A 19856-nucleotide genomic window follows, 5' to 3' on the forward strand; every position below is an offset into this window, starting at 1 on the left:
GTCAGCTCCAGGTACCCACGCGCGGTGGCTGACGCGTCAGTAGACAGCGCCAAATCATCACATTCAACTAAGCTCGTTTTCGCACTGGCGCCTGATACGACACACCCGCAGTAAACCGGTCGAGTCGCTCGCTGGCGTCGGTGATCGCCCAAAGGGGCGCGCTGTGCAGTTGCCGATCGTAATTCGTTGCGATTTCGGCGAAAAGCGCGAAGCCTCCGCTGTCCAATTTCCACTTGCCGGTTTCACGGCCGATATCGAAAACCGCCGACACCGCGCGCTCCGCCGCACCGAGTTGCTCGCCGGTCATCGAGCCGAAGCCGGATTCAGCCAGAAAACCCGTCAACAGCATGACCTGCGTGAGCGTTTGTGCATCGCTCGTGCCGCCGGTTCCTCGGCACAAGGCGTCAAGCGCCAGATGTACGCGCAAGGCAAGGTCGTCGGCGATCTTCCGGGCAATCGGCAGCAGCATGGCTTTGTCATGCCGGGCACGTGCAGCGCCAGTGTTGCGGGAAAACGGAATAGGTTGTGCCATGACGGTCCAGTGTTATGCCTGTGCAGATGCAATAACGGCGCGGGCCGCAAAAAGTTGAGCCCTCGCGGGGCCACTGCACCACAATTGACTGCCTTGACTGCCTTGACTGCCTTGACTGCCTTGACTGCCTTGACTGCCTTGACTGCCTTGACTGCCTTGACTGCCTTGACTGCCTCGACTGCCTTGACTGCCTCGATTGCCTCGAGCCGCGGGATAGCTGCGCACAAGCTAATCGCAGTCGCTCAGCCGGTACGTCTGTGCTTTCATTTTGCTTTGGTCAATCCTTTCGATTCCCCCGTCGAAATCATTCCTGATCTGTCTCATCAGTCGACGCCACGGTACGCGCCCTGACACGCCGGCGAATCTCCGAATCGAGAATCAGCCGGCCGCGCAGCTTGCCTTTCATCCGCTTCACATAACGTGGTGCTTCGGTCATGTGAACGACCATCAACTCGCGCACCTTCTCCACATCGCGTTCGCGCGCCGCTTTCGTGATTGCTTTGTGGATCTTCACGTTGGCCTGGCCGAAACGCTCGTGTTCTGCTTGCGGCGTATCGTTACGAAATTCGATCAGTTGCCGGATCATTTCGTTGATCAGTTCACAACTGAAGCGAAGGAACGGATTCGGATTCGCCGCCGCGAGGATGTCGTGAAAATTGACGTCTTCCTGACGTTGCCGGACGATGTCCTGCCCGCCATGCGACGAAGCCGGTCGATCGCAGCACGCAATGCTCGCTTCGAGCGCCTCGAAATCCTGCTCTGTCAGATGCGGCACGGCACCCGCAGCCAACTCCGGCTCCAGCAATTTGCGCACGGTGTAAATGTCGTCGATCGATACGTCCTTGAAGAACAGGTAGTTCTGCAAGAGCTGTAACGTGCGATCGAGCGGCACTTCGACCACCATGCCGCCGCCGCTCGGTCCCGTGGTCACCTTGATGAGACCCTGTACCTCGAGCGACTTTAGCGCCTCGCGGATCGTGCTTTTGCTCACCGAAAAGAGCTGCTGCAGTTCCACCTCGCGCGGCAGGCGGTCGCCTGGCTTCAGGTCCTTCTCCGTGATGAGCCGCTTGATCTCCTCGGCGACCAGATCGCCGCGCTTTTGCTGCTTGATCTCAATCGCGGCGCCAGCCTTGGCGCGGTCCATGGCCATTTTCGTTACTCCCAGTTTTGTCCTGCACGCGCTTTCGACCGGCCGCCGAGCCCGTCATGGCACGGAAAACCGTGTCGCTGCCGCCAGGAATTTTGCCTTATTGACACTCGAATTTATTGTACCTACGATCAAGTCCAACCTATTTATCATGATAAATAGAATAAAGCTGGTGTGATGGAAAACTTCCCGGTGGCCAGCAAGCTTTCGTCGTTGTTCGCGCAGTCTTTCAGTTTCGCAGTCGGTCAGTGCGTGTCTCTTTCCTAAGGAGCGTCATTTTGAATCGCCGAAATATGTTGAAGCTGGCCGCGTTGTCGGCCGTTCCGGGATCGTTGGGCTCACTGGTCGCGCGTAGTGCGTTCGCGCAGACCGGGGCTTTGCAGTTCGCATGCCCGGTGCCGATGTCGGGCCCGTTCGCCGCGAACGGAAAATACGCCGACCTCGGCATGAAGCTCGCTATCGAACAGTACGGCAAGGTACTCGGCCAGCCGCTTGCCTATACGGTGCTCGATACCGAAGGCAAGCCCGCGACAGCCGTGCGTCGCGTGCAGGAAATCGCACAGCAGAAGAACGCGCGCTTCTTCGCTGGCGGTATTCTGTCCTCCGAATCGTTAGCGATGGGCAAGGAAGTGCAGAAGGCCGGCGGCATTTTCATCACCACGGCAGGCGCGGATGAAATCACGGGCAAGGACTGCAACGACGCGACTTTCCGCTGGTCCGTGCCGACCTACGGTGCGATCGAACAGACCGTGCGCCCGTTGATCCAGATGATGCCCAAAGCAAAGCGCTGGTACACCATCACGCCGCAATACGTGTTCGGCGACGGTTTGCTATCGGCGGCAAAGGCGATCTTCAAGGAAAAAGGTATCGAGCATGTGGGCAATAGCTACCACTCGCTCAACGAAAAAGAATTCAGCGGTTATCTGACGAATGCCGTTGCTGCGAAGCCTGATGTTCTGCTGATTCTCAACTTCGGGTCGCAATCGTCCGATACTTTGCGCCAGGCGGTGAGCTTCGGCATGAAGAACAATTGCACGATTCTGCTTGCGTGGGCCTCTGGTCTGGAGCAATTCGAATCGCTTGGTGCGGATCTGTGCGAAGGCGTTTACTTCGGCGCACAGTATTGGCACGGCATCGACTCGCCGCTCAATCGTGATCTCGTCAAGCGTAGTAATGCTGTGTTCAAGGCCAATCCCAACTACAGCCTCGCGGGTTCCTATATCTGCACAAAGATCCTGCTCGACGGCATCGTAAAAGCGGGTACGGTTGACCCCAGGAAGGTGGCGGCGACGCTCGAGGGTATGAAATATGACGGCTTGACCGGTCCGGAAGAAGTCCGCAAAGGTGACCATCAGGTACTTAAGAACTACTATCTGTTGAAGGGCAAGGCGAAGAACAAGATGAAAAACGCCGACGACTACGCGGATATCGTGAGTTCCGGCCAGTCGTTCCTGTCGCTCGAACAGACTGGCTGCAAGATGGCCTGATGCATCCGTGCCGTATGCAATGCGGCACGCTCATTAGCGAAACCCCATCGCTACACCCTTTAGACGGACGCCATGAACGTTTATCTCCTGCAGATCGTCAACGGCATCGGAGTGGGGATGCTGTATTTCCTGCTCGCGGTCGGCTTGTCGATCGTGTTCGGCCTGCTGCGGTTTGTGAATTTCGCGCACGGCGCGTTCTATCTGCTCGGCGCGTATTTCTGCTATCAAGCCATGCAGTGGTCGATGAACTTCTGGACCGCGCTTGTCGTCGTGCCGATCGTAGTCGGCGCGCTTGCGTGGGTCGTCGAGAAGCTGATCTTGCGGCACGTGTACGCGCAACAGCACGAGTTTCATATTCTCGTGACGGTCGGCCTTGCTCTCGTCGTGCAGGAATGCGCGATCCTGATCTGGGGCCCGCTCGGCGATAACGTGCCGGTTCCCGATATGTTGAATGGCGTGGTGATCTGGGGCAGTTTCGTGTATCCGAAGTACCGCCTGTTCGTGATCGGATTCACAGCCGTGCTGGCCGCATTGTTGTGGTGGGTGCTGGAAGGCACACGGCTCGGCAGCGCAGTGCGGGCCGGCAGCGAATCGACGGAGATGGTGTCGCTGCTTGGCATCAACGTGACACGCGTCTTCAGCCTGGTGTTTGCGCTGGGTGCCGCTACCGCCGCATTGGCGGGTGTGCTCGCCGCGCCGATTCGTGGCGTCGATCCGTTCATGGGCATCGAAGCGCTCAGCGTCGCGTTCGTCGTGGTGGTGGTCGGCGGCATGGGCAATTTTCTCGGTGCGCTGGTCGGCGGGCTGTTGGTCGGCATTGTGCAGAGTGTGATGAGTACGCTGTGGCCGGAGGGCGCGCGGTTGATGATCTATGTCGCGATGGCCGCGGTGCTGTTGCTACGGCCGAATGGCCTGCTCGGGAGAGCGGCATGATCGAACCATCAAAACCTATCGTGCAAGATGCACCTTCCCGGGCGGGTCAACGCAGCTTGAAGCACGCGTTGCACCGCTATCGCTTCCTCTTGCTTGCGTTGCTGGTCGTGTGCGTGTTGCCCCTCACGCTGCGCTCTGGATCGCTTGCGACGGAAGTGCTGGTGTTCGCGCTCGCCGCACTCGGTTGTAATCTGCTACTCGGCCATACCGGCTTGCTCTCTTTCGGCCAGGGTATCTTCTTTGGACTTGGCAGCTATTGCGCGGGCCTCGTTCTCACCAGAACGGCAATGCCGATACCCGTGGCGCTATTCGCCGCGATTGTGATCGGCGCGGCGGCCGCCGTTCTGGTCGGCTGGTTTTCGATTCGCCAGCGCGGCACGTACTTCGTCATGTTGACGCTCGCATTCGGGCAACTCTTCTACTTCCTCGCCTACACCACACCCGATCTGACCGGCGGCGACAATGGCCTGCTCGACATCCCACGCCCGGCGCTGGGGCTGTTCGGCAAAGAACTCGTACCGTTGACCTCACCGTGGCAGTACTACGGTTTCGTCGCCGTGCTGTTCCTCGTGGTGTTCTGGTTGCTGATGCGTGTCTCGCATTCGGTATTCGGACGCACGCTGCTGGCGATCCGCGACAACGAAGCGCGCGCAGCCGCGGTCGGCTACGACGTCAAGCGCTTCAAGCTCATGGCGTTCGTAATCTCCGGCGCCGTGACGGGCCTCGCTGGCGCGTTGCATGCACTGATGACCGGTATCGCGCCGCTGTCCAACATCGATTACCACACAAGCGAGATGATCCTTGTGATGACGGTGATCGGCGGCACAGGCAATCTTTTCGCGTCCGTGCTGGGCGCGGCATTCTATGTGCTGTTCGCCGATTGGCTTTCCACGCTATGGCCGCGCTGGCTGTTGCTGCTCGGCATTGTGCTGATCGCCGTTAGCCTTTTCATGCAGCGCGGCCTATGGGGTCTGGGTGAACGAATCTGGCAAGCATGGCGGCGCAATCCATCCGGTGATGATGCTGACAACGACGCCGGCAACCACGCAGCCAGGGAGCGCGTATGAGCGAAGCGATTCTGCAAGCGAGCGGCGTGGTGAAGCGGTATGGGAAATTCACGGCGCTCTCCGAAGTCAATCTGCGCGTCATGCCGCGTACGGTGCATTCGGTGATCGGTCCGAACGGCGCGGGCAAGACAACGCTGTTTCACGTGTTGACGGGCACCTTGCCTATCACCGAAGGGAAGATCGTCTTCGACGGTCATGACGTGACGCACGAACCGGACCACAAGCGCGTGCGCCGCGGCGTCGCGCGTTCGTTTCAGGTGACGAGTCTGTTCGCCAATCTGAGCGTGCGCGAAAATCTGCGGCTCGCCGCGCAAGGCGTCGACGCGGTGCGCGCGTTGAACGCGTGGACGCCGCCGCATGGCGGGCTCACCCACGCGGATACGGTTGACAGTGTGCTTGAGCGCCTCGCGTTGCAGCGCTTTAGCGAGCTGCCTGCGGGCGCGTTGTCGCACGGTCAGCAACGGCGGCTCGAAGTCGGCATGGCGCTCGCTGCGCGACCCAAGGCGATCTTTCTGGATGAGCCGACTTCCGGCATGGGCATCGACGATCTCGACGACATGAAGCAACTGATTCGCGGCCTGCGCGATGATTACACCGTCGTGCTGATCGAGCACAACATGGGTATCGTGATGGACATCTCCGACACGATCACCGTCATGCAGCAAGGGCGCGTGCTGGTGGAAGGGCGCCCGGACGATATTCGCGGCGACGAGCGCGTACGCAGCGCCTATCTGGGCAACATGATCACCGGAGGCCGCGCATGATTCTCGACGTGCAGCAGATCCACGGTTTCTACGGCAAGAGCCATATCCTGCAAGGGGTGTCGCTGCAAATCAACGACGGGGAGACGGTCACCCTGCTAGGCCGCAACGGCGCAGGCAAGTCGACCACGCTCAAGGCCATTGCCGGTGTGGTCACGCCGCAGCGTGGTACGGTGACCTTCAACGGCGTTGCAATCGACGGCAAGCCGCCGCACAGGATCGCCTCCCGCGGCGTGTGCTTTGTACCCGAACATCGTGGTGTCTTTCGTCTGCTGACTGTCGAAGAAAATCTGCGGCTCGGCGCACGCAAGGATTCGCCGTGGCAACTCGACGACATCTACCGTATTTTCCCGCGTCTGAAAGAGCGGCGTACGAACGGTGGTGCGCAACTCTCCGGCGGCGAACAGCAGATGCTCGCGATCGGCCGCGCGTTGATGAATCATCCGCGCCTGTTGATGCTCGACGAACCGGTTGAGGGTCTCGCCCCGGTGATCGTGGAAGAGATCGTCGCACAGCTCAAGTTGATTCGTGAAGCGGGCGTCGCGATCCTGCTGGTCGAGCAGAACCTGGAAGTTTGCACACAACTCGCGGATCGCCACTACATCATCGAACAGGGCGTGATCGTCTACGAAGGCGGCAACGATTCGTTCGCCGCCGACGATTCGATCAAGGACCGTTATCTGGGCGTCGGCGTCGTCTGACGCGCACGCTGTCTTTACTATGAGGAAGCATTGATGCAAGTTCATGAATCAACAACCGTCGGGACGCTCGCCGATCTGCGTATCGACGGTGCGCGGCTCTGGGACAGTCTCATGCAACTCGCACAAATCGGCGCGACGGATAAAGGCGGTGTGTGCCGGCTCGCGTTGACCGAACTGGACCGCAAGGCGCGCGACCTCTTTGTCGCGTGGGCGAAGGAGATTGGTTGCAGCGTGCGGATCGACGCGATCGGCAATATCTTCGCGCGCCGCCCGGGTCTGAATGACGATCTGCCGCCGGTGATGACCGGCAGCCACATCGATACGCAGCCCACGGGTGGCAAGTTCGACGGCAATTACGGTGTGCTCGCCGGTCTCGAAGTATTGCGCACACTGGCTGACGCCAACATACGGACGCGTGCACCGCTGGAGGTCGCGGTATGGACCAATGAAGAGGGTTCGCGTTTCGTGCCGGTGATGATGGGTTCAGGCGTGTTCGCCGGTGCGTTCACGTTGGAGCATGCGCTCGACCAACGCGATCGCGAGGGCATGTCCGTACGCGACGCGCTAGCGTCGATCGGCTATGCGGGCGACAACGGCAAGCCTCATGCGGTCGGCGCGTATTTCGAAGCACACATCGAGCAGGGGCCCGTGCTGGAGGCGCATGACACGACGATCGGCGTCGTACAGGGCGCGTTGGGTCAACGCTGGTACGACGTGACGGTGCACGGCATGGAAGCGCACGCGGGTCCTACGCCGATGGCATTGCGCCGCGACGCGCTGCTCGTCGCGGCGGATCTGATTCACGCGGTGAATCGCATCGCCCTCGATCACGCGCCGCATGGTCGCGGGACCGTCGGCTGGCTCGACGTGCATCCGAATTCACGCAACGTGATTCCTGGCCGCGTCACCCTGACGGTCGACCTGCGGGCCGCCGACGACGCCTCGCTCACAGCGATGGATGCCGCGCTACGCGCTGTTTGCGCGGCCGCGGGTGAGAAGGCAGGCATCACGGTCGATGTCGAACAGGTGGTGTATTTCCCGCCTCAGCCGTTCGCGGCGGAGCTGGTTGGCGCGGTTAAGCAAGGTGCGGACGAGCTCGGTTTTTCGTCGATGGACGTGATCAGCGGTGCCGGCCATGACGCCGTCTATCTCGCGCGCGTGGCGCCGGCCGCCATGATCTTTGTGCCGTGCAAGGACGGCATCAGCCACAACGAAATTGAGGACGCACGCGCGGATCACCTGGAAGCGGGCTGCAACGTCCTGTTGCAGGCCATGCTGAACGCTGCACAAACGGCGGGGAGCACTGAAGCATGAAGATCCTGATTGCAAGGATGAACCACGAAACCAACACGTTCTCGCCGGTGGCCACGCCGCTTGCAGCGTTCGGCCGCAACGGCCCGAGCTACGGCGAAGACGCGTTCAACGAAAACAAGGGCATGCAGACCGCAATGGCCGCGTTCATCGACGCTGCCGAGCGCGAGCAAGCCCTGATCGTGACGCCCATTTCCGCATCGGCGAATCCGAGCGGCCGGGTCGAGGCCGCCGCTTATGACGCGATCTGCGATGCGATCGTGGCAGCCGCAACAGGGTGCGACGCCGTGATGCTCGACCTGCACGGTGCGATGGTCGCCGAGAATTCGAACGATGGTGAAGGCGATCTGCTCGAACGCGTGCGCGCCGCGTTGCCCCATGCACCGATTGCGGTTGCACTGGATCTGCATGGCAACGTCACGCAGAAGATGATCGATAACGCCGACGTGATTGTCAGCTTCAAAACCTATCCGCACGTCGACATGTACGAGACCGGCGCGCATGCGGCGCGTCTGATGTTCGAACTGATCCACGGCAAGGTAAAACCGGTGATCGCATGGCGCCAGCCGCCGTTGCTCACGCACACGCTGCGCAGCGCGACGGCCGAAGGCGCGATGAAACGTGCCGTGGATGCCGCGCGTGCAGCAGAGGCCGATGGCATGCTCGCGGTGTCGGTTCTGTCCGGTTTCTCGCTCGCCGACATCGAGGCGCCGTGTATCAGCGTCGTGGTGGTGGCGAACGGCGAGCGTGAGCAGGCCGAAGCGGTGGCGGAGCACATCGCGCGGCAGATCTGGAACGAGCGTGAGGATTTCGTGTATCGCAGCGCGCCGCTGGCGGAATCAGTGGCGCAGGCCGCAGCGCTCGCGCAAGGCGCGGACAAACCGGTGCTGTTGCTCGATCACGGCGACAACTGCATGTCGGGTGGCACGTGCGACACGATGGATCTGCTGGAGGAGGCGCTCAAGCAGAAGCTCGAAGGAGTCGTAAGCGGGCCATTGTGCGATCCGCAGGCCGTCGCGGCGCTGATGGCGGCGGGCGTCGGCAGCACGGTCACGGTGACGATTGGCAACAAGGTCGCAAGCCATGCTGTGACGCCGCGGTTGCCGGTTGCGGTGACCGGCGTAGTGCGCGCGCTGACCGATGGCGAGTACGTAATCAGTGGCCCGACCTACACAGGTCAGCGTGCGTTCATGGGGCGCGCGGCGGTGCTCGACACCGGCACGGTCAAGCTCGTGGTGACTGAGCGCACGCACGAACCATGGGACCTCGGTGTATTCGAGAGCGTCGGCATCGACCCGCGACGCGCGCGTTTCCTGCTGCTTAAATCGCGTATGTATTGCCGCCCGGTTTTTGTGCCGATCGCTGCGGCGCTGGTGGAGTGCGATAGCCGCGGCGTGACAAGTTCGGATTATGGGCTGTTCAGGTTCACGCACGTGAAGCGCCCGGTTTTCCCACTGGATACACAAACCGGGTGGGCGTCGGCGAACTGAAGTAGGTTCAACAACCAATCGCGCGACGAACCGAAGAGCACGCGTGCGTGCACAGACTTGCCGCGCGGGACTTGTGCTGCGCGCCCGGAGTCTCTATAATTCGCGCCTCTAAAGGCTCGTAGCTCAGTTGGTTAGAGCACCACCTTGACATGGTGGGGGTCGTTGGTTCGAATCCAATCGAGCCTACCAACGCATCGGTGACGTAGACGAAAACGGTTCCGTTTTCGTCTACGCTCATCTTCTCGCTTCACATCGGCGCACATCGTTATCGTGCGGCTGTCTGTCAGTCTCCCCTTTTCGTATCGCTTCTGTTTCGCCCCAGTCTGCCTCGTTCGCTGACGCTTTTGCGCGTTCGTGGTCGCCGCTTCACCTCGCATTCTCCCGATGCGCGGTACAGTTGAGCCTCCAGGTCTCGCAACTGCATAAACTGCCGTGAGCTCGCGACACAGGGCCGGCAGCTTAAAAGGAAGCTGACGAAATGAAGAAGCTTATCAACGACGTCTCCGCGCTTGTCCCCGACATGCTCGACGGGCTCGCGGCGCTCAATCCCAATCTCTCGTTGTTGCAAGGCGGCACGATCGTCGTGCGCGCCGATGCCGAGGCCGTTGCCGTACGCGGCGAAGTTGCGCTGATCTCGGGTGGCGGCTCGGGCCATGAACCGGCTCATGGCGGTTATGTGGGTCATGGCATGCTGAGCGCCGCGGTAGCGGGCGAGGTGTTCACGTCGCCTTCCACGGATGCCGTGCTCGATGCGATCCGCGCCGTAGCGGGCACCGCGGGTGTGCTGCTGATCGTGAAGAACTATACGGGCGACCGTTTCAACTTCGGCCTCGCTGCCGAGATCGCTCGTGCCGAAGGTATCCCCACAGAAATGGTCATCGTCGCCGACGATGTCGCCCTCGCGGCGAGCGGTGATCATGCGGGCCGTCGCGGGCTCGCGGGGACCGTGCTGGTGCACAAGATTGCCGGCGCGGCTGCCGCAGCGGGCCGCCCGTTGGCCGAGGTCGCGCAGATTGCGCGCGACGTGGCCGCGTCGCTCGGCACGATGGGCGTCGCGCTCACGCCTTGCACGGTGCCGGCAGCGGGCAAGCCAGGGTTCGAACTGGCCGATGGCGAAATCGAATGGGGTCTCGGCATTCACGGTGAACCTGGCGTTGAACGCGGCGCGATGGTGCCGGCCGACGCGATCGTCGAAAGGCTGCTCGCGAAGATCGTCGGCGATTTGTCGTTGCAACATGGTGCTCGGGTGGCTTTGCTGGTGAACAACCTTGGCGGCACGCCTTCGAGCGAATTGAGCATCGTGGCCGGATCCGCGCTTCGTTATCTGGCGACACTCGGCATTCATGTGGAACGCGCATGGGCCGGTACGTTCCTGAGCGCGCTCGAGATGGCGGGCGTCTCGCTGACACTGCTGCGCGTGGACGACGAGCGGCTCAGCTGGCTCGATGCCGCCGCGCACACCACCGCATGGCCCGCGTTGAGCGGCCGCGTCGCACAGGTTTCCGTGCGGCCCGCACCCGCTACGCCAGATCGTGCCAGCGGCGCGACGCTTACGCGCGAAGCAACGTTGCGCCGTGTGATCGAGGCCGTTTGCGCATGTCTGCTCGAAGCCGAACCGATCTTGACCGAGATGGACCAACGCGTCGGCGATGGCGACCTCGGCATCAGCCTGTCGCGTGGAGCGCGCGGCATTCTCAACGAACTCGATGCCTACCCTTCGGAAGCGACGCCGGGCGCCGTGTTGCGCAGCATGTCGGCAACCGTCCGTCGTGTGGTTGGCGGCACTTCCGGCCCGCTTTACGCGGTGATGTTGTTGCGCGCTGCGGTCGCACTCGAACAGGCGGGTGGATCGTCGGCGAGGGCGTGGTCGGCAGCGTTCAGCGAGGGCGTTGCCGGATTGATGGCGTTAGGCGGTGCGCATCCTGGCGATCGTACGATGGTCGATGCGTTGAAACCTGCCGCCGATGCGCTGCAAGGCGCACTCGCAAACTCAGAAGGCGGACTCGATGCGGCATTGAAAGCCGCGGTCGATGCGGCAACCGAAGGCGCGGCGCACACTGCATCGATGCATCCGCGGCTCGGGAGGTCGAGTTATGTCGGCGATCGTGCGCTCGGTTACGCGGACCCCGGTGCACATGCCGTGGCGTTGTGGCTCGCTGCGATTCGCGAGGCGCTGGCCGATTGAGCGGCCAACTCGAGAGCCGTAGAAAAACTTGGTCCAAGCCCGCACGACCGACAGCGAGTCCGGGCCTGGACACTTAACTTAAAGACAGCACTCGCCATCAAAATACGCCTTGCGCCAGCGCGTGATCGTCACGCGCTCGAACAAGTCGACCTGAGAAAACGGATCGGCCGCAATAAACTTTTCGGCTTCCTCACGCGTTTCCAGATCGACGACGTACACGCCACCGCCCGCGCCGGTTCCGTCTTCGTTCAGCTTCGCGCCGCAGGCGAGCAGCAGTGCCTTGTGCTCTTCCAGAAACGCGAGGTGCGTCTCGCGCTCGCGCGTGCGGACGTCGGCGTGGCCGGGTTTGTCGAACGTTTCGATGATATAGGGCATGCGGGGTCCTTTCAGTTCGGCGCGATAGCCGACGGATGCTGCGCGAGCGGCGTCACGTTGATAACCAGGTACGGAAACAGCGGCAGCGAACTGAGCAGCGTATGCAACTCGTCGTTCGACTCGACGTCGAACACGCTGTAATTCGCGTACTGACCGGCCACGCGCCACAGATGGCGCCACTTGCCCTCATGCTGCAGCTTCTGCGAAAACGCCTTCTCTTCAGCCTTCAGGCGATCGATGAACGCCGTGTCGGCGTCGGCGGGAATCTGGACCTGCATATGAACGAGATACAACATTCGACCCTCTCCATCGATTAGGCCGCTCTGTGGCGGCCGGATGTCTGTTTCAACCCCAGGCGAGAACCGCCACCGTGTACACGATGCCGATCCAGAACATCATGATGACCGTATAGCCCATGATGTCCTTCAGTTTCAGCTTCGACAGCGCGAGCGCCGGCAGAATCCAGAACGGCTGCACCAGATCGTTCCACGCGTTGCCGAGCATCACGGCAGTCGCCGTGTGTCCCACCGATGCGCCGATCGACTTGGCCGCCTCGATCATGAACGGCCCTTGAATCACCCAGTGACCGCCGCCCGACGGCGCGAAGAAGTTGATGAAGAACGAACTGATCAAACCCCAGAACGGCAGCGTCGCAGGCGTCGCGATCTTGACGAAGAAGTGCGAGAAGGTGTTGACCAGACCCGACGACGCCATGATCGCCATAATGCCCGCATAAAACGGGTACTGCAGAATGATGCCGCTGATCGTGCGGATGCCTTCGTTCAGCTTCTCGACATAGCGAATCGGCGTGCCGAGCAGAATGATGCCGAGGAACAGAATGATGAAGTTGATCAGGTTCAGGTCCATCGAACCGCCGCCGTGGAAGTACAGCACCACGTAGACCACGCCGATTGCGCCGATCAGGTAGCTCAGCAGGCGGCTGTTATTCAGGCGATGGGCAATCGTGTTGCTTTCGTCGACATCCAGCACCGGCGCCGCGGCTTTGGGCGCGTCGTTCAGCACGCGGTCGATCTCCGTAACCGGCTGGCCCGGCTTGGGATGCAGCCAGGCATTCAGAAGCGGCAGCGTGATGATGACGACAAGGCTCGTGAGCAGCATCGCGGGCGAGAAAATCGTTTCCGACAGCGGAATCACGCCCATCTGCGCTTCCATCGGGTGACCTTTGGTGGAGATCAGCACCGGAATACTGGCCGACAGACCGAGACCGTACATCGTAAAGCCGCTATATGCCGATGCAATGATCAAAGGATAGTGCACACCCTTGATGCTCAGCGCCAGCTTACGCGCCACGATGCCGCCGATCACCAGACCGAAGCCCCAGTTCAGATAGCTGCCGATCCCGCCAACCAGTGTCGCGACGATCACCGCCATGCGTGGATCGTGCACCCGTGCGACGAGGCGATCGAGAAAGCGTTCGGTGAGCGGCGCGGTGGCGAGTACATAGCCCGCTGCGAGAATCACCGCCATTTGAGTCGTGAACGCGAGCAGCGCCCAGAAGCCCTTACCCCAACTCAGGGTAAGCGCGCTCACCGCCTGGCCCTGAACCATCACGGCGAGAATCATCGTGATCAGGGTGAGGCCGATGGCGAAGACGAAGGGATCGGGCAGATACTTGCGCATCAGCTCCGTGAAGAAGGCGGTGATTTTCTGCATGTGACGGTCTCTGGTGTTAGTCGAATAATATTTATCGGGTCATGCGGCGGGTACGGCGTGTACTGTTTACGAATCGTTTTGTGCGGAGTCCTTGCGAAAGCGGGTCAGCCGCATCAATGCGCGGTCGCGCCACGCCACGCGTTCTTCCCACTGATCGAGCGGCAATGTGCTGCGGCGCGCCGCCTCGACATCGGCGACGAGTTCGGGCGTCCACGGATCGTTCTGACCGCGTTCCGCGCCCATGCGCGCATACGACGGTCCCATCTTCTGCGCATGCGAAGCGATCCCGCCGCGCGTATTCAGATCGACGGTCTCGAACGGTCCGATCACCGACCAGCGCAGTCCCAGCCCTTCGCGCACGACGGTATCGACGTCGTCCACTGAAGCCACGCCGTCGCGCACGAGGCAATACGCTTCGCGCAACAGCGCGCCTTGCAGCCGGTTGAAGATGAACCCTTCTACTTCTTTTGCCACGCGCACCGGCTTAAGGCCGGCCTCGGTGAAGAGCGCGATGGCACGTGTGACGGCGTCGTCGTCCGTAAAGGGCGCGGGCACGATTTCGACGACCGGGATCAGATATGGCGGATTGCCCGGATGAGCGACGAGGCACCGGCCACGGCCCGGCAGCGTTTCGTCGACAAAGCGTGAGGCCGCCAGAAACGACGACGCGCTCGCCAGAATCGCGGTCGGCGGCGCAACGCGATCGAGTGCGATGAACAACTCACGTTTGATCTCTTCACGCTCCGGCGCACATTCCTGCAGGAGATCGGCGTCGGCTGCGGCCGCTTCCAGCGTCGCCACGATTTCGACGCGCGCGGCTACCTCGGCGGTGGCTTCGTCGAGCAGACCGAAGCGGCTCAACTCGGTAAGCCGTTGCATGATTTCAACCGACGCAAGCTCGCGCCGTTCGGCAGCCGGATCGAACAGGCGCACCCGCCAACCGGCGCGCGCGAACACCACGGCGAAGGCAATGCCAATGCTTCCGCCGCCGACAATCCCCGCACGCCGCATTGCCTGTGCGTTCATGCTCAGACTCCCGCGACGCCGACGGTCATGCCGCCGCACACGTACAACACCTGGCCGGTCACGAAGCCGCTGCGCGCATCGAGCAGGTACGACGCGGCATGCGCGACGTCATCCGGCGTGCCTACTCGCCTGACCGGCACGCTGTCGATGATCGCGCGCGTGCGCGGGGCGTCAGGTGGATTCGCGCGGTCGAACAATTCGGTGCGAATCGGACCGGGGCCGATCGCATTGGCGGTCACGCCGAAGGCGCCGAGTTCGAGCGCCCACACGCGCGTCATGCCGATCAGCGCGGCCTTGGTTGCCGAATAGGCCGTGCGCAATTCCTTGCCGAGCGCCGCCCGCGACGACATGTTCACGATCCGGCCGAAGCCCGCCGCCTTCATGCCGGGCAACAGCGCCTGCATGCATTGAAGCGAGCAGCGCACATTGAGCGCCCAGGCGCGTTCGAGTTCTTCGAGCGATTGCGCTTCCGCACTGGCCGGCACGACGACGCCGACGTTGTTCACGAGGCGTGTGATCGGACCGTCTTCGAGCGCGCGCTCAAGCGCCGCCGCCGTTGCCTGCGGGTCCGACAGATCGGCGATCAGTCCAGCGCCGACACGGTCGATCACGACCACGTCGTAACCATCCGCCTTGCAACGTTCAGCGCATGCCGCACCGATGCCGGCAGCGCCGCCGGTAATCAAAACTCGTTCTTTGGCCATGTTTCGGATTGAAGGTAATAAGGAAGGAAACGCTTAGACGGTGGCGATTGGCGTGACCGGCGAACCCATTGCGCCGGGCAGTCGGAGCGGCGGCGCCGTCAGCATGAAATGCGAGCGGCCGTTCGTGCGCAGCCACGCGGCGAGATCGCGCAAGTACCAGAGTTCGCCTAGCGGCAGACCGAGTTTGAACAGGCAATGGTGGTGCAGCGGCAACAAGGGATGCTCGCCCGGTGTGGCCGGTGTGCGCGCCGGATAGCGTTCCACCGCGTAGTTGTCCGCGGCGAGCGCGGCGATGCCGGAATCGGTGATCCATTGCAGCAGACGTTCGTCGCGGCCATCGAGTGCGCAGCAGTGACGGTTGAGCACCGCCTCGTCGGGCTGGCGATTCATTTCCAGCACCATCTCGGCGAAGCCGGTACGCAGCACCAGCATGTCGCCGCGTTCGATGTCGATACGATCGGCTTCGATCGCGAACATCAGATCGTCGTAGCCGACTGTTCGATGCTCGCGCGCATAGTGCGCCACCAGATCGACCAGTACGCCGCGGCCTTGCATGCCCTTTACGGCGAGGTTTTCGATGCCGAGTCCGTCGGCGTGACTGTGTTCGCCACCGCAGGCATGCGGCGCGAAGCCTTCATCCGCTCGATACTCGATCGGGCCCACGATATCCGCATTGGCGCGGTAGCCGTTGTAGTAGACGCTCTCGGGTACGCCGTCGCCGTCCGCGTCGAAGCGTGCGCCCACGTGCGCGAGCGAATCCCATTGCGTGGAGTACTGAAGGCTCAACAGCACCTGGTCGTCGCTGACCACGTCGGTGGCGCCTGCTTCGTTGCGCGCAAGGGGGAAGTTGACGTAGGGCAGGCCGTCCCTGAAGGTTGGGCGCAGCACAGGCGGATGGCGGCGCACGTTGAGCTTGTTGTCGCCGGGAAAGTCGAGCGGCAACGACAGGCAAAAACTCAAACCCGCGCGGATTTCACGCGCGCCCTTGAGTACCTGTTCCGCGCCGATCAGATTCGGCCTGCCGAGTTGGTCGTCAGGACCGAAGTCGCCCCAGTTGGATCCTTCGGGTTTGTTCTTCCAACGCATTTCACCTTCCTCTACTGATCTGGCCTAAGCGCCGCACTGCTCGCACATGCGGGCATTGAGTCGTGCAGCGCATCGTCACGCGAGCAGGGCAGGCGGGATCTGGCCGTAAATTTCAAGCAGCGCTTCGATCGCGCGCGGTTCGTTTTTCAACAGCCGCGCTTTCGGGCCGCCGATCACAAGGGCGAATGCCTCGCCGTGAATCAGGAAGCCGCGCGCCAGTCCGGCCACGTCTTCGACGTTTTCGCCCGTCGAGCGATGCCAGCCGTTTTTCACGCCTTGCTCTACTTCCGTCTCCAGCGTCTTCCGATCGATCACCGTGCCGTCGATCGAGGCGCTCAAGGGCTCGCAACTGTCGAGCAGCTTGCGGCGCGCATCCACGGACAGAGCGCCGAGCAACGCTTTGCCTGCCGCGCTTGCATGCACGTACATGAAGCCGCCGGGCTCGTCGCTATAGCGGATCTTCTGGCGCGACTCCATCACGTCGAGGTAGACGACGCGGTTGCCGGCCAGCGTAGCGAGCGCGGCGGTCTCGCCGGTGGCGTCGCGCAGGGAGCTGAGCAGCGGCTGGAACAGCAGCGTCAGCGGGTCTTCGCTGCAAATATCGCGAGCCACGTGCAGCAGCCGTTGCGTGGGGTAATAGCCGGCCTTCACGCCCGGCGCGTAGAGGTAGCCCTTAGCCACCATGGTTTGCAAAAGTGCGTGACAACTCGACAGCGGGATCTCGGTTCGACGCGCGATCTCGCTGTAGATCATGGGCTGCCGCACTTCGGCAAAGAGGTTTATCACGTCGAAGACGCGTACTGCAGTTTTCACATCCATGAGAACATTATCGGCATTTCGATAACTCGATGACAATAGGGTGGCGGGTATACACCTAGTTATTTGACGTCGCGCCACGAGGCGGCCACGGGTAATCCCTTAATTGACGCCTGTTGCGAGCGCTACCTATAGTCGCGCTTCTTGTTCGATAAAGGAAATTAAGTTCTTTATACGAACAAACGGCGAGTGGACGTTGAGTCCGCCCCGTGCATTCGCGACACAAAATGGAGACGTACCACGATGGCGCTCACGCTCGAAACGCAACACCGGAATGCCCGCAAGGCGGGTATCGCATCATTCGTTGGGACAACGATCGAATGGTATGACTTCTACGCGTACAGCACGGCGGCGGCGCTAGTGCTCGGCAAGATCTTCTTTCCGACTACCTCCGCGCTGGCCGGCACGCTCGCGGCATTCGCAACGTTCTGGGTAGGCTTTCTGGCGCGGCCGATCGGCGGGATCATCTTCGGTCATCTCGGCGACAAGGTTGGCCGCAAGAAAACGCTGATCATCACGCTGATGCTGATGGGGTGCTGCACGACCGGCATGGGCTTGCTACCCACCTACAACCAGGTCGGTCTGCTGGCACCCGCGCTGCTGATTCTGCTCCGTCTGATGCAGGGTATAGCGATGGGCGGCGAGTGGGGTGGCGCGGTGGTGCTGTCGTCGGAACATGCGCCGAAGGGCAAGGAAATTCTGTATTCCGCTTTTGCGCAACAAGGCTCGCCCGCGGGCAATCTGCTGGCAACGGTGGCCTTCCTGCTGACGTCGATGCTGCCCGATCACCAGTTCATGACGTGGGGCTGGCGCATTCCGTTCCTGTTCTCGGCGCTGCTGGTGGTGGTCGGCATGTTCATCCGGATGAGCGTCGAAGAGTCGCCGGCCATGCAGGAATTGAAGGACAAGAACAAGGTCGCGAAGCTGCCGATCGGCGAGGTCCTGCGCAACCATAAGGGCCTGGTGGCAATGGGCGTGGGCGCATGTGTGATCGGCCTCTCGGCGACTTACTTCAAGACGACGTTTGCGCTTTCGTGGGCCGTCACGAGCATCGGCTTCGATCGTACGCAGTTTCTTACGGTGATTACCGGTGCGATCGTCGTGCAGCTCATTGTGCAACCGTTCGGCGCGGTGCTCGCCACTAAAATGGATTTGAAAAAAGCGGTCATTTACATGCTGGTGCCGGAAATCATCGCGCTGCCGGTGATGTTCTCACTGATCGCCACCGGTTCGACGAAACTTGCGATGCTGGGTATGGCGCTCGCCTCGATTCCGCACTCGCTGTACTACGCGGCGATGGCCGGCATTCTGGCAAAGTCGTTTCCGGTTCAGGTGCGCTACACGGGTATTTCGCTTTCCTATCAGATTTGCGGCATGGTCTTCGCCGGGACCACGCCGATTCTCGGGCAGTACCTGCTGGGCGCAACCGGATCGATTCTCTCGGTCGTTGCATTGGGGATCTTGCATGTGCTGATTACGCTGTTCTGTGCGCTGGGCTTGATCACGCGTATGCATCAGGAGGGCGCACGCGACGCAGCGCGTTCGGCTGCGCTGGCGCAAGGTTGATCGCAATTCGGCCGAGCGGGCGTTGCCATTCGCGTGATGAAGCAGTCTGCCGTCGCCGATAAGGCACGGCGGACTTTGACCTGGCCGCTTCGCTCAGGAAGCGCGTTGAAGCAACGTCGTTGTCGTCGTCGTTGTCGACGCGGCGTGGCTCCCGGACTCCTGCTCGAATCCGTAGAACGACGCAGGCGTTGTGCATAGAATCGTCTCTATCGTCGCTGCATCCAGGCCGAGTTCCAATAGCGTCGATAGTGACTGGCCGTAGTTCATCACCTGTTCGTATTGAGTATGGGGCCAGTCGCTGCCCCACATCAGCCGCTCAGCGCCGAAGTGTTCGAGAAGCAGGTTCGTCGCCTCATGCACAAAGGCGGAACCCGGCGCCGCACATCGGTAGGCGCCTGAGACCTTGACCCAGACGCGGCCGGTTTTGCCATACCCAAGCAAAGCCCCGAAGCCGGGATCGTGAATTCCTTTCCCCGGGTCGGGGCGTCCAAAATGATCGACGACCACGGGCACGCCAGTCTCCAGCAACCTGTCGAGCATGGGTGCCAGGTCCTGCGCATTGCGGTGTAGTTCGATGTGCCAACCGAGTTTCGACACCCGTTCGAGCAACGGTGCCCACGACTTTGCGCACAGATCCGGTAATGCCTGCCCGATCAGATTGAGCCGTATGCCGGTTACGCCTCGAGCGTGCAGCGCGGTCAACTCTCCTTCGGAAACGTCGGGCGCAACCACCGCCACGCCCCTCAAGCGGAGCCTGTCTTGGGACAGTGCTTGCAGCAGGTAGCGATTGTCCGTCCCGAGAAAGCTCGGCTGTACCAGAACCGCGCGCCCGATGTCGTGCGCGTTCAACAACTGCAAATAGGTGTCGAGCGCCGCGTCGTAATCAGGCGCGTAACGCCGGCTATCCGTGAGCGGCAAGTCTCGCTGGAAGACATGCGCGTGGGTGTCCACACGGCAGGACTGGGATTGAGCGAGGAGTGCAGGGGGACTCATGG

The 19856-nt window shown here is 61.7% G+C and carries 19 protein-coding genes and 1 tRNA gene; 10 read left to right on the plus strand and 10 right to left on the minus strand.

The window, feature by feature from the left end; translation table 11 throughout:
* Window positions 1-67: 67 nt before the first annotated feature.
* Both PQR67_RS17710 and PQR67_RS17715 read right to left on the minus strand, forming a co-directional pair.
* Window positions 68-532 carry a hypothetical protein gene (locus tag PQR67_RS17710; RefSeq protein ID WP_408461736.1) on the minus strand — a complete coding sequence of 155 codons (465 nt, stop codon included), beginning with the start codon at window positions 530-532 and terminating at the stop codon, window positions 68-70.
* Window positions 533-836: 304 nt separating this feature from the next.
* The gene (locus PQR67_RS17715; protein WP_408461739.1) at window positions 837-1682 is read right to left on the minus strand and encodes a FadR/GntR family transcriptional regulator; all 846 of its coding nucleotides are present in this window, start codon (window positions 1680-1682) and stop codon (window positions 837-839) included.
* 275 nt (window positions 1683-1957) lie between these two features.
* Between PQR67_RS17715 and PQR67_RS17720 the strand changes: the two genes are divergently transcribed.
* The 9 genes from PQR67_RS17720 to dhaK all read left to right on the plus strand — a co-directional run bounded on the left by PQR67_RS17720 (window position 1958) and on the right by dhaK (window position 11614).
* Window positions 1958-3166, plus strand: a complete 1209-nt coding sequence (locus PQR67_RS17720; RefSeq protein WP_408461741.1) for an ABC transporter substrate-binding protein — start codon at window positions 1958-1960, stop codon at window positions 3164-3166.
* Between the two features lie 72 nt (window positions 3167-3238).
* The gene (locus PQR67_RS17725; RefSeq protein ID WP_408240199.1) at window positions 3239-4099 is read left to right on the plus strand and encodes a branched-chain amino acid ABC transporter permease; all 861 of its coding nucleotides are present in this window, start codon (window positions 3239-3241) and stop codon (window positions 4097-4099) included.
* A complete protein-coding gene (locus PQR67_RS17730; protein ID WP_408461746.1) occupies window positions 4096-5166 on the plus strand; it encodes a branched-chain amino acid ABC transporter permease in 1071 nt (356 codons plus the stop codon). The genes PQR67_RS17725 and PQR67_RS17730 overlap by 4 nt, the downstream gene beginning before the upstream one ends.
* Window positions 5163-5930 (plus strand): ABC transporter ATP-binding protein, encoded by a 768-nt coding sequence (locus PQR67_RS17735; protein WP_408461748.1) that lies wholly within the window; start codon window positions 5163-5165, stop codon window positions 5928-5930. The genes PQR67_RS17730 and PQR67_RS17735 overlap by 4 nt, the downstream gene beginning before the upstream one ends.
* Window positions 5927-6628, plus strand: coding sequence for an ABC transporter ATP-binding protein (locus tag PQR67_RS17740; protein ID WP_408461750.1), 702 nt, complete (start codon window positions 5927-5929; stop codon window positions 6626-6628). Before PQR67_RS17735 ends, PQR67_RS17740 begins: the two co-directional genes overlap by 4 nt.
* A gap of 33 nt (window positions 6629-6661) precedes the next feature.
* On the plus strand, window positions 6662-7942 hold the full coding sequence (locus tag PQR67_RS17745) for a Zn-dependent hydrolase (RefSeq protein ID WP_408461752.1): 1281 nt from the start codon (window positions 6662-6664) through the stop codon (window positions 7940-7942).
* Window positions 7939-9429 carry a M81 family metallopeptidase gene (locus PQR67_RS17750; protein ID WP_408461755.1) on the plus strand — a complete coding sequence of 497 codons (1491 nt, stop codon included), beginning with the start codon at window positions 7939-7941 and terminating at the stop codon, window positions 9427-9429. Before PQR67_RS17745 ends, PQR67_RS17750 begins: the two co-directional genes overlap by 4 nt.
* 112 nt (window positions 9430-9541) lie before the next feature.
* Window positions 9542-9618, plus strand: a tRNA-Val gene (locus PQR67_RS17755).
* 289 nt (window positions 9619-9907) lie between these two features.
* The gene (dhaK, locus tag PQR67_RS17760) at window positions 9908-11614 is read left to right on the plus strand and encodes a dihydroxyacetone kinase subunit DhaK (RefSeq protein ID WP_408461758.1); all 1707 of its coding nucleotides are present in this window, start codon (window positions 9908-9910) and stop codon (window positions 11612-11614) included.
* A gap of 78 nt (window positions 11615-11692) precedes the next feature.
* Here the strand turns inward: dhaK and PQR67_RS17765 are convergent, their stop codons facing one another.
* The 7 genes from PQR67_RS17765 to PQR67_RS17795 form a co-directional block, all read right to left on the minus strand.
* On the minus strand, window positions 11693-11989 hold the full coding sequence (locus PQR67_RS17765) for a YciI family protein (RefSeq protein WP_408461761.1): 297 nt from the start codon (window positions 11987-11989) through the stop codon (window positions 11693-11695).
* 11 nt (window positions 11990-12000) lie between these two features.
* Window positions 12001-12285: a muconolactone Delta-isomerase gene (catC, locus tag PQR67_RS17770; protein WP_408461764.1), complete on the minus strand. Its 285-nt coding sequence runs from the start codon at window positions 12283-12285 to the stop codon at window positions 12001-12003.
* Between the two features lie 49 nt (window positions 12286-12334).
* On the minus strand, window positions 12335-13663 hold the full coding sequence (locus PQR67_RS17775) for a short-chain fatty acid transporter (protein ID WP_408461767.1): 1329 nt from the start codon (window positions 13661-13663) through the stop codon (window positions 12335-12337).
* Window positions 13664-13729: 66 nt separating this feature from the next.
* Window positions 13730-14689, minus strand: coding sequence for a 3-hydroxyacyl-CoA dehydrogenase (locus PQR67_RS17780; RefSeq protein WP_408461770.1), 960 nt, complete (start codon window positions 14687-14689; stop codon window positions 13730-13732).
* A 2-nt stretch (window positions 14690-14691) separates the two neighbouring features.
* Window positions 14692-15393 carry an SDR family oxidoreductase gene (locus tag PQR67_RS17785; protein WP_408461773.1) on the minus strand — a complete coding sequence of 234 codons (702 nt, stop codon included), beginning with the start codon at window positions 15391-15393 and terminating at the stop codon, window positions 14692-14694.
* 33 nt (window positions 15394-15426) lie between these two features.
* On the minus strand, window positions 15427-16479 hold the full coding sequence (locus PQR67_RS17790) for a cyclase family protein (protein ID WP_408461775.1): 1053 nt from the start codon (window positions 16477-16479) through the stop codon (window positions 15427-15429).
* Between the two features lie 75 nt (window positions 16480-16554).
* Window positions 16555-17298: an IclR family transcriptional regulator gene (locus PQR67_RS17795; RefSeq protein ID WP_408461778.1), complete on the minus strand. Its 744-nt coding sequence runs from the start codon at window positions 17296-17298 to the stop codon at window positions 16555-16557.
* A 240-nt stretch (window positions 17299-17538) separates the two neighbouring features.
* Here PQR67_RS17795 and PQR67_RS17800 point away from each other — a divergent pair, with 240 nt between their 5' ends.
* Complete coding sequence (locus PQR67_RS17800) at window positions 17539-18861, plus strand: MFS transporter (protein ID WP_408461781.1); 1323 nt, start codon at window positions 17539-17541, stop codon at window positions 18859-18861.
* A gap of 93 nt (window positions 18862-18954) precedes the next feature.
* Here PQR67_RS17800 and PQR67_RS17805 read toward each other — a convergent pair whose 3' ends face one another.
* On the minus strand, window positions 18955-19854 hold the full coding sequence (locus PQR67_RS17805) for an amidohydrolase family protein (protein ID WP_408461782.1): 900 nt from the start codon (window positions 19852-19854) through the stop codon (window positions 18955-18957).
* Window positions 19855-19856 lie beyond the last annotated feature (2 nt).

The organism is Paraburkholderia fungorum (assembly GCF_046026025.1).
GTDB lineage: Bacteria > Pseudomonadota > Gammaproteobacteria > Burkholderiales > Burkholderiaceae > Paraburkholderia > Paraburkholderia fungorum_E.

Excerpts from the sequence above, each read along its gene's own strand:
- PQR67_RS17765 (WP_408461761.1), bottom strand. The coding sequence starts at position 11,989 with ATGCCCTATATCATCGAAACGTTCGACAAACCCGGCCACGCCGACGTC.
- PQR67_RS17800 (WP_408461781.1), top strand. The coding sequence starts at position 17,539 with ATGGCGCTCACGCTCGAAACGCAACACCGGAATGCCCGCAAGGCGGGT.
- PQR67_RS17735 (WP_408461748.1), top strand. The coding sequence starts at position 5,163 with ATGAGCGAAGCGATTCTGCAAGCGAGCGGCGTGGTGAAGCGGTATGGG.
- PQR67_RS17790 (WP_408461775.1), bottom strand. The coding sequence starts at position 16,479 with ATGCGTTGGAAGAACAAACCCGAAGGATCCAACTGGGGCGACTTCGGT.
- PQR67_RS17785 (WP_408461773.1), bottom strand. The coding sequence starts at position 15,393 with ATGGCCAAAGAACGAGTTTTGATTACCGGCGGCGCTGCCGGCATCGGT.
- PQR67_RS17730 (WP_408461746.1), top strand. The coding sequence starts at position 4,096 with ATGATCGAACCATCAAAACCTATCGTGCAAGATGCACCTTCCCGGGCG.
- PQR67_RS17725 (WP_408240199.1), top strand. The coding sequence starts at position 3,239 with ATGAACGTTTATCTCCTGCAGATCGTCAACGGCATCGGAGTGGGGATG.
- dhaK (WP_408461758.1), top strand. The coding sequence starts at position 9,908 with ATGAAGAAGCTTATCAACGACGTCTCCGCGCTTGTCCCCGACATGCTC.
- PQR67_RS17715 (WP_408461739.1), bottom strand. The coding sequence starts at position 1,682 with ATGGCCATGGACCGCGCCAAGGCTGGCGCCGCGATTGAGATCAAGCAG.
- PQR67_RS17745 (WP_408461752.1), top strand. The coding sequence starts at position 6,662 with ATGCAAGTTCATGAATCAACAACCGTCGGGACGCTCGCCGATCTGCGT.
- PQR67_RS17805 (WP_408461782.1), bottom strand. The coding sequence starts at position 19,854 with ATGAGTCCCCCTGCACTCCTCGCTCAATCCCAGTCCTGCCGTGTGGAC.
- PQR67_RS17795 (WP_408461778.1), bottom strand. The coding sequence starts at position 17,298 with ATGGATGTGAAAACTGCAGTACGCGTCTTCGACGTGATAAACCTCTTT.
- catC (WP_408461764.1), bottom strand. The coding sequence starts at position 12,285 with ATGTTGTATCTCGTTCATATGCAGGTCCAGATTCCCGCCGACGCCGAC.
- PQR67_RS17740 (WP_408461750.1), top strand. The coding sequence starts at position 5,927 with ATGATTCTCGACGTGCAGCAGATCCACGGTTTCTACGGCAAGAGCCAT.
- PQR67_RS17780 (WP_408461770.1), bottom strand. The coding sequence starts at position 14,689 with ATGAACGCACAGGCAATGCGGCGTGCGGGGATTGTCGGCGGCGGAAGC.
- PQR67_RS17710 (WP_408461736.1), bottom strand. The coding sequence starts at position 532 with ATGGCACAACCTATTCCGTTTTCCCGCAACACTGGCGCTGCACGTGCC.
- PQR67_RS17775 (WP_408461767.1), bottom strand. The coding sequence starts at position 13,663 with ATGCAGAAAATCACCGCCTTCTTCACGGAGCTGATGCGCAAGTATCTG.
- PQR67_RS17750 (WP_408461755.1), top strand. The coding sequence starts at position 7,939 with ATGAAGATCCTGATTGCAAGGATGAACCACGAAACCAACACGTTCTCG.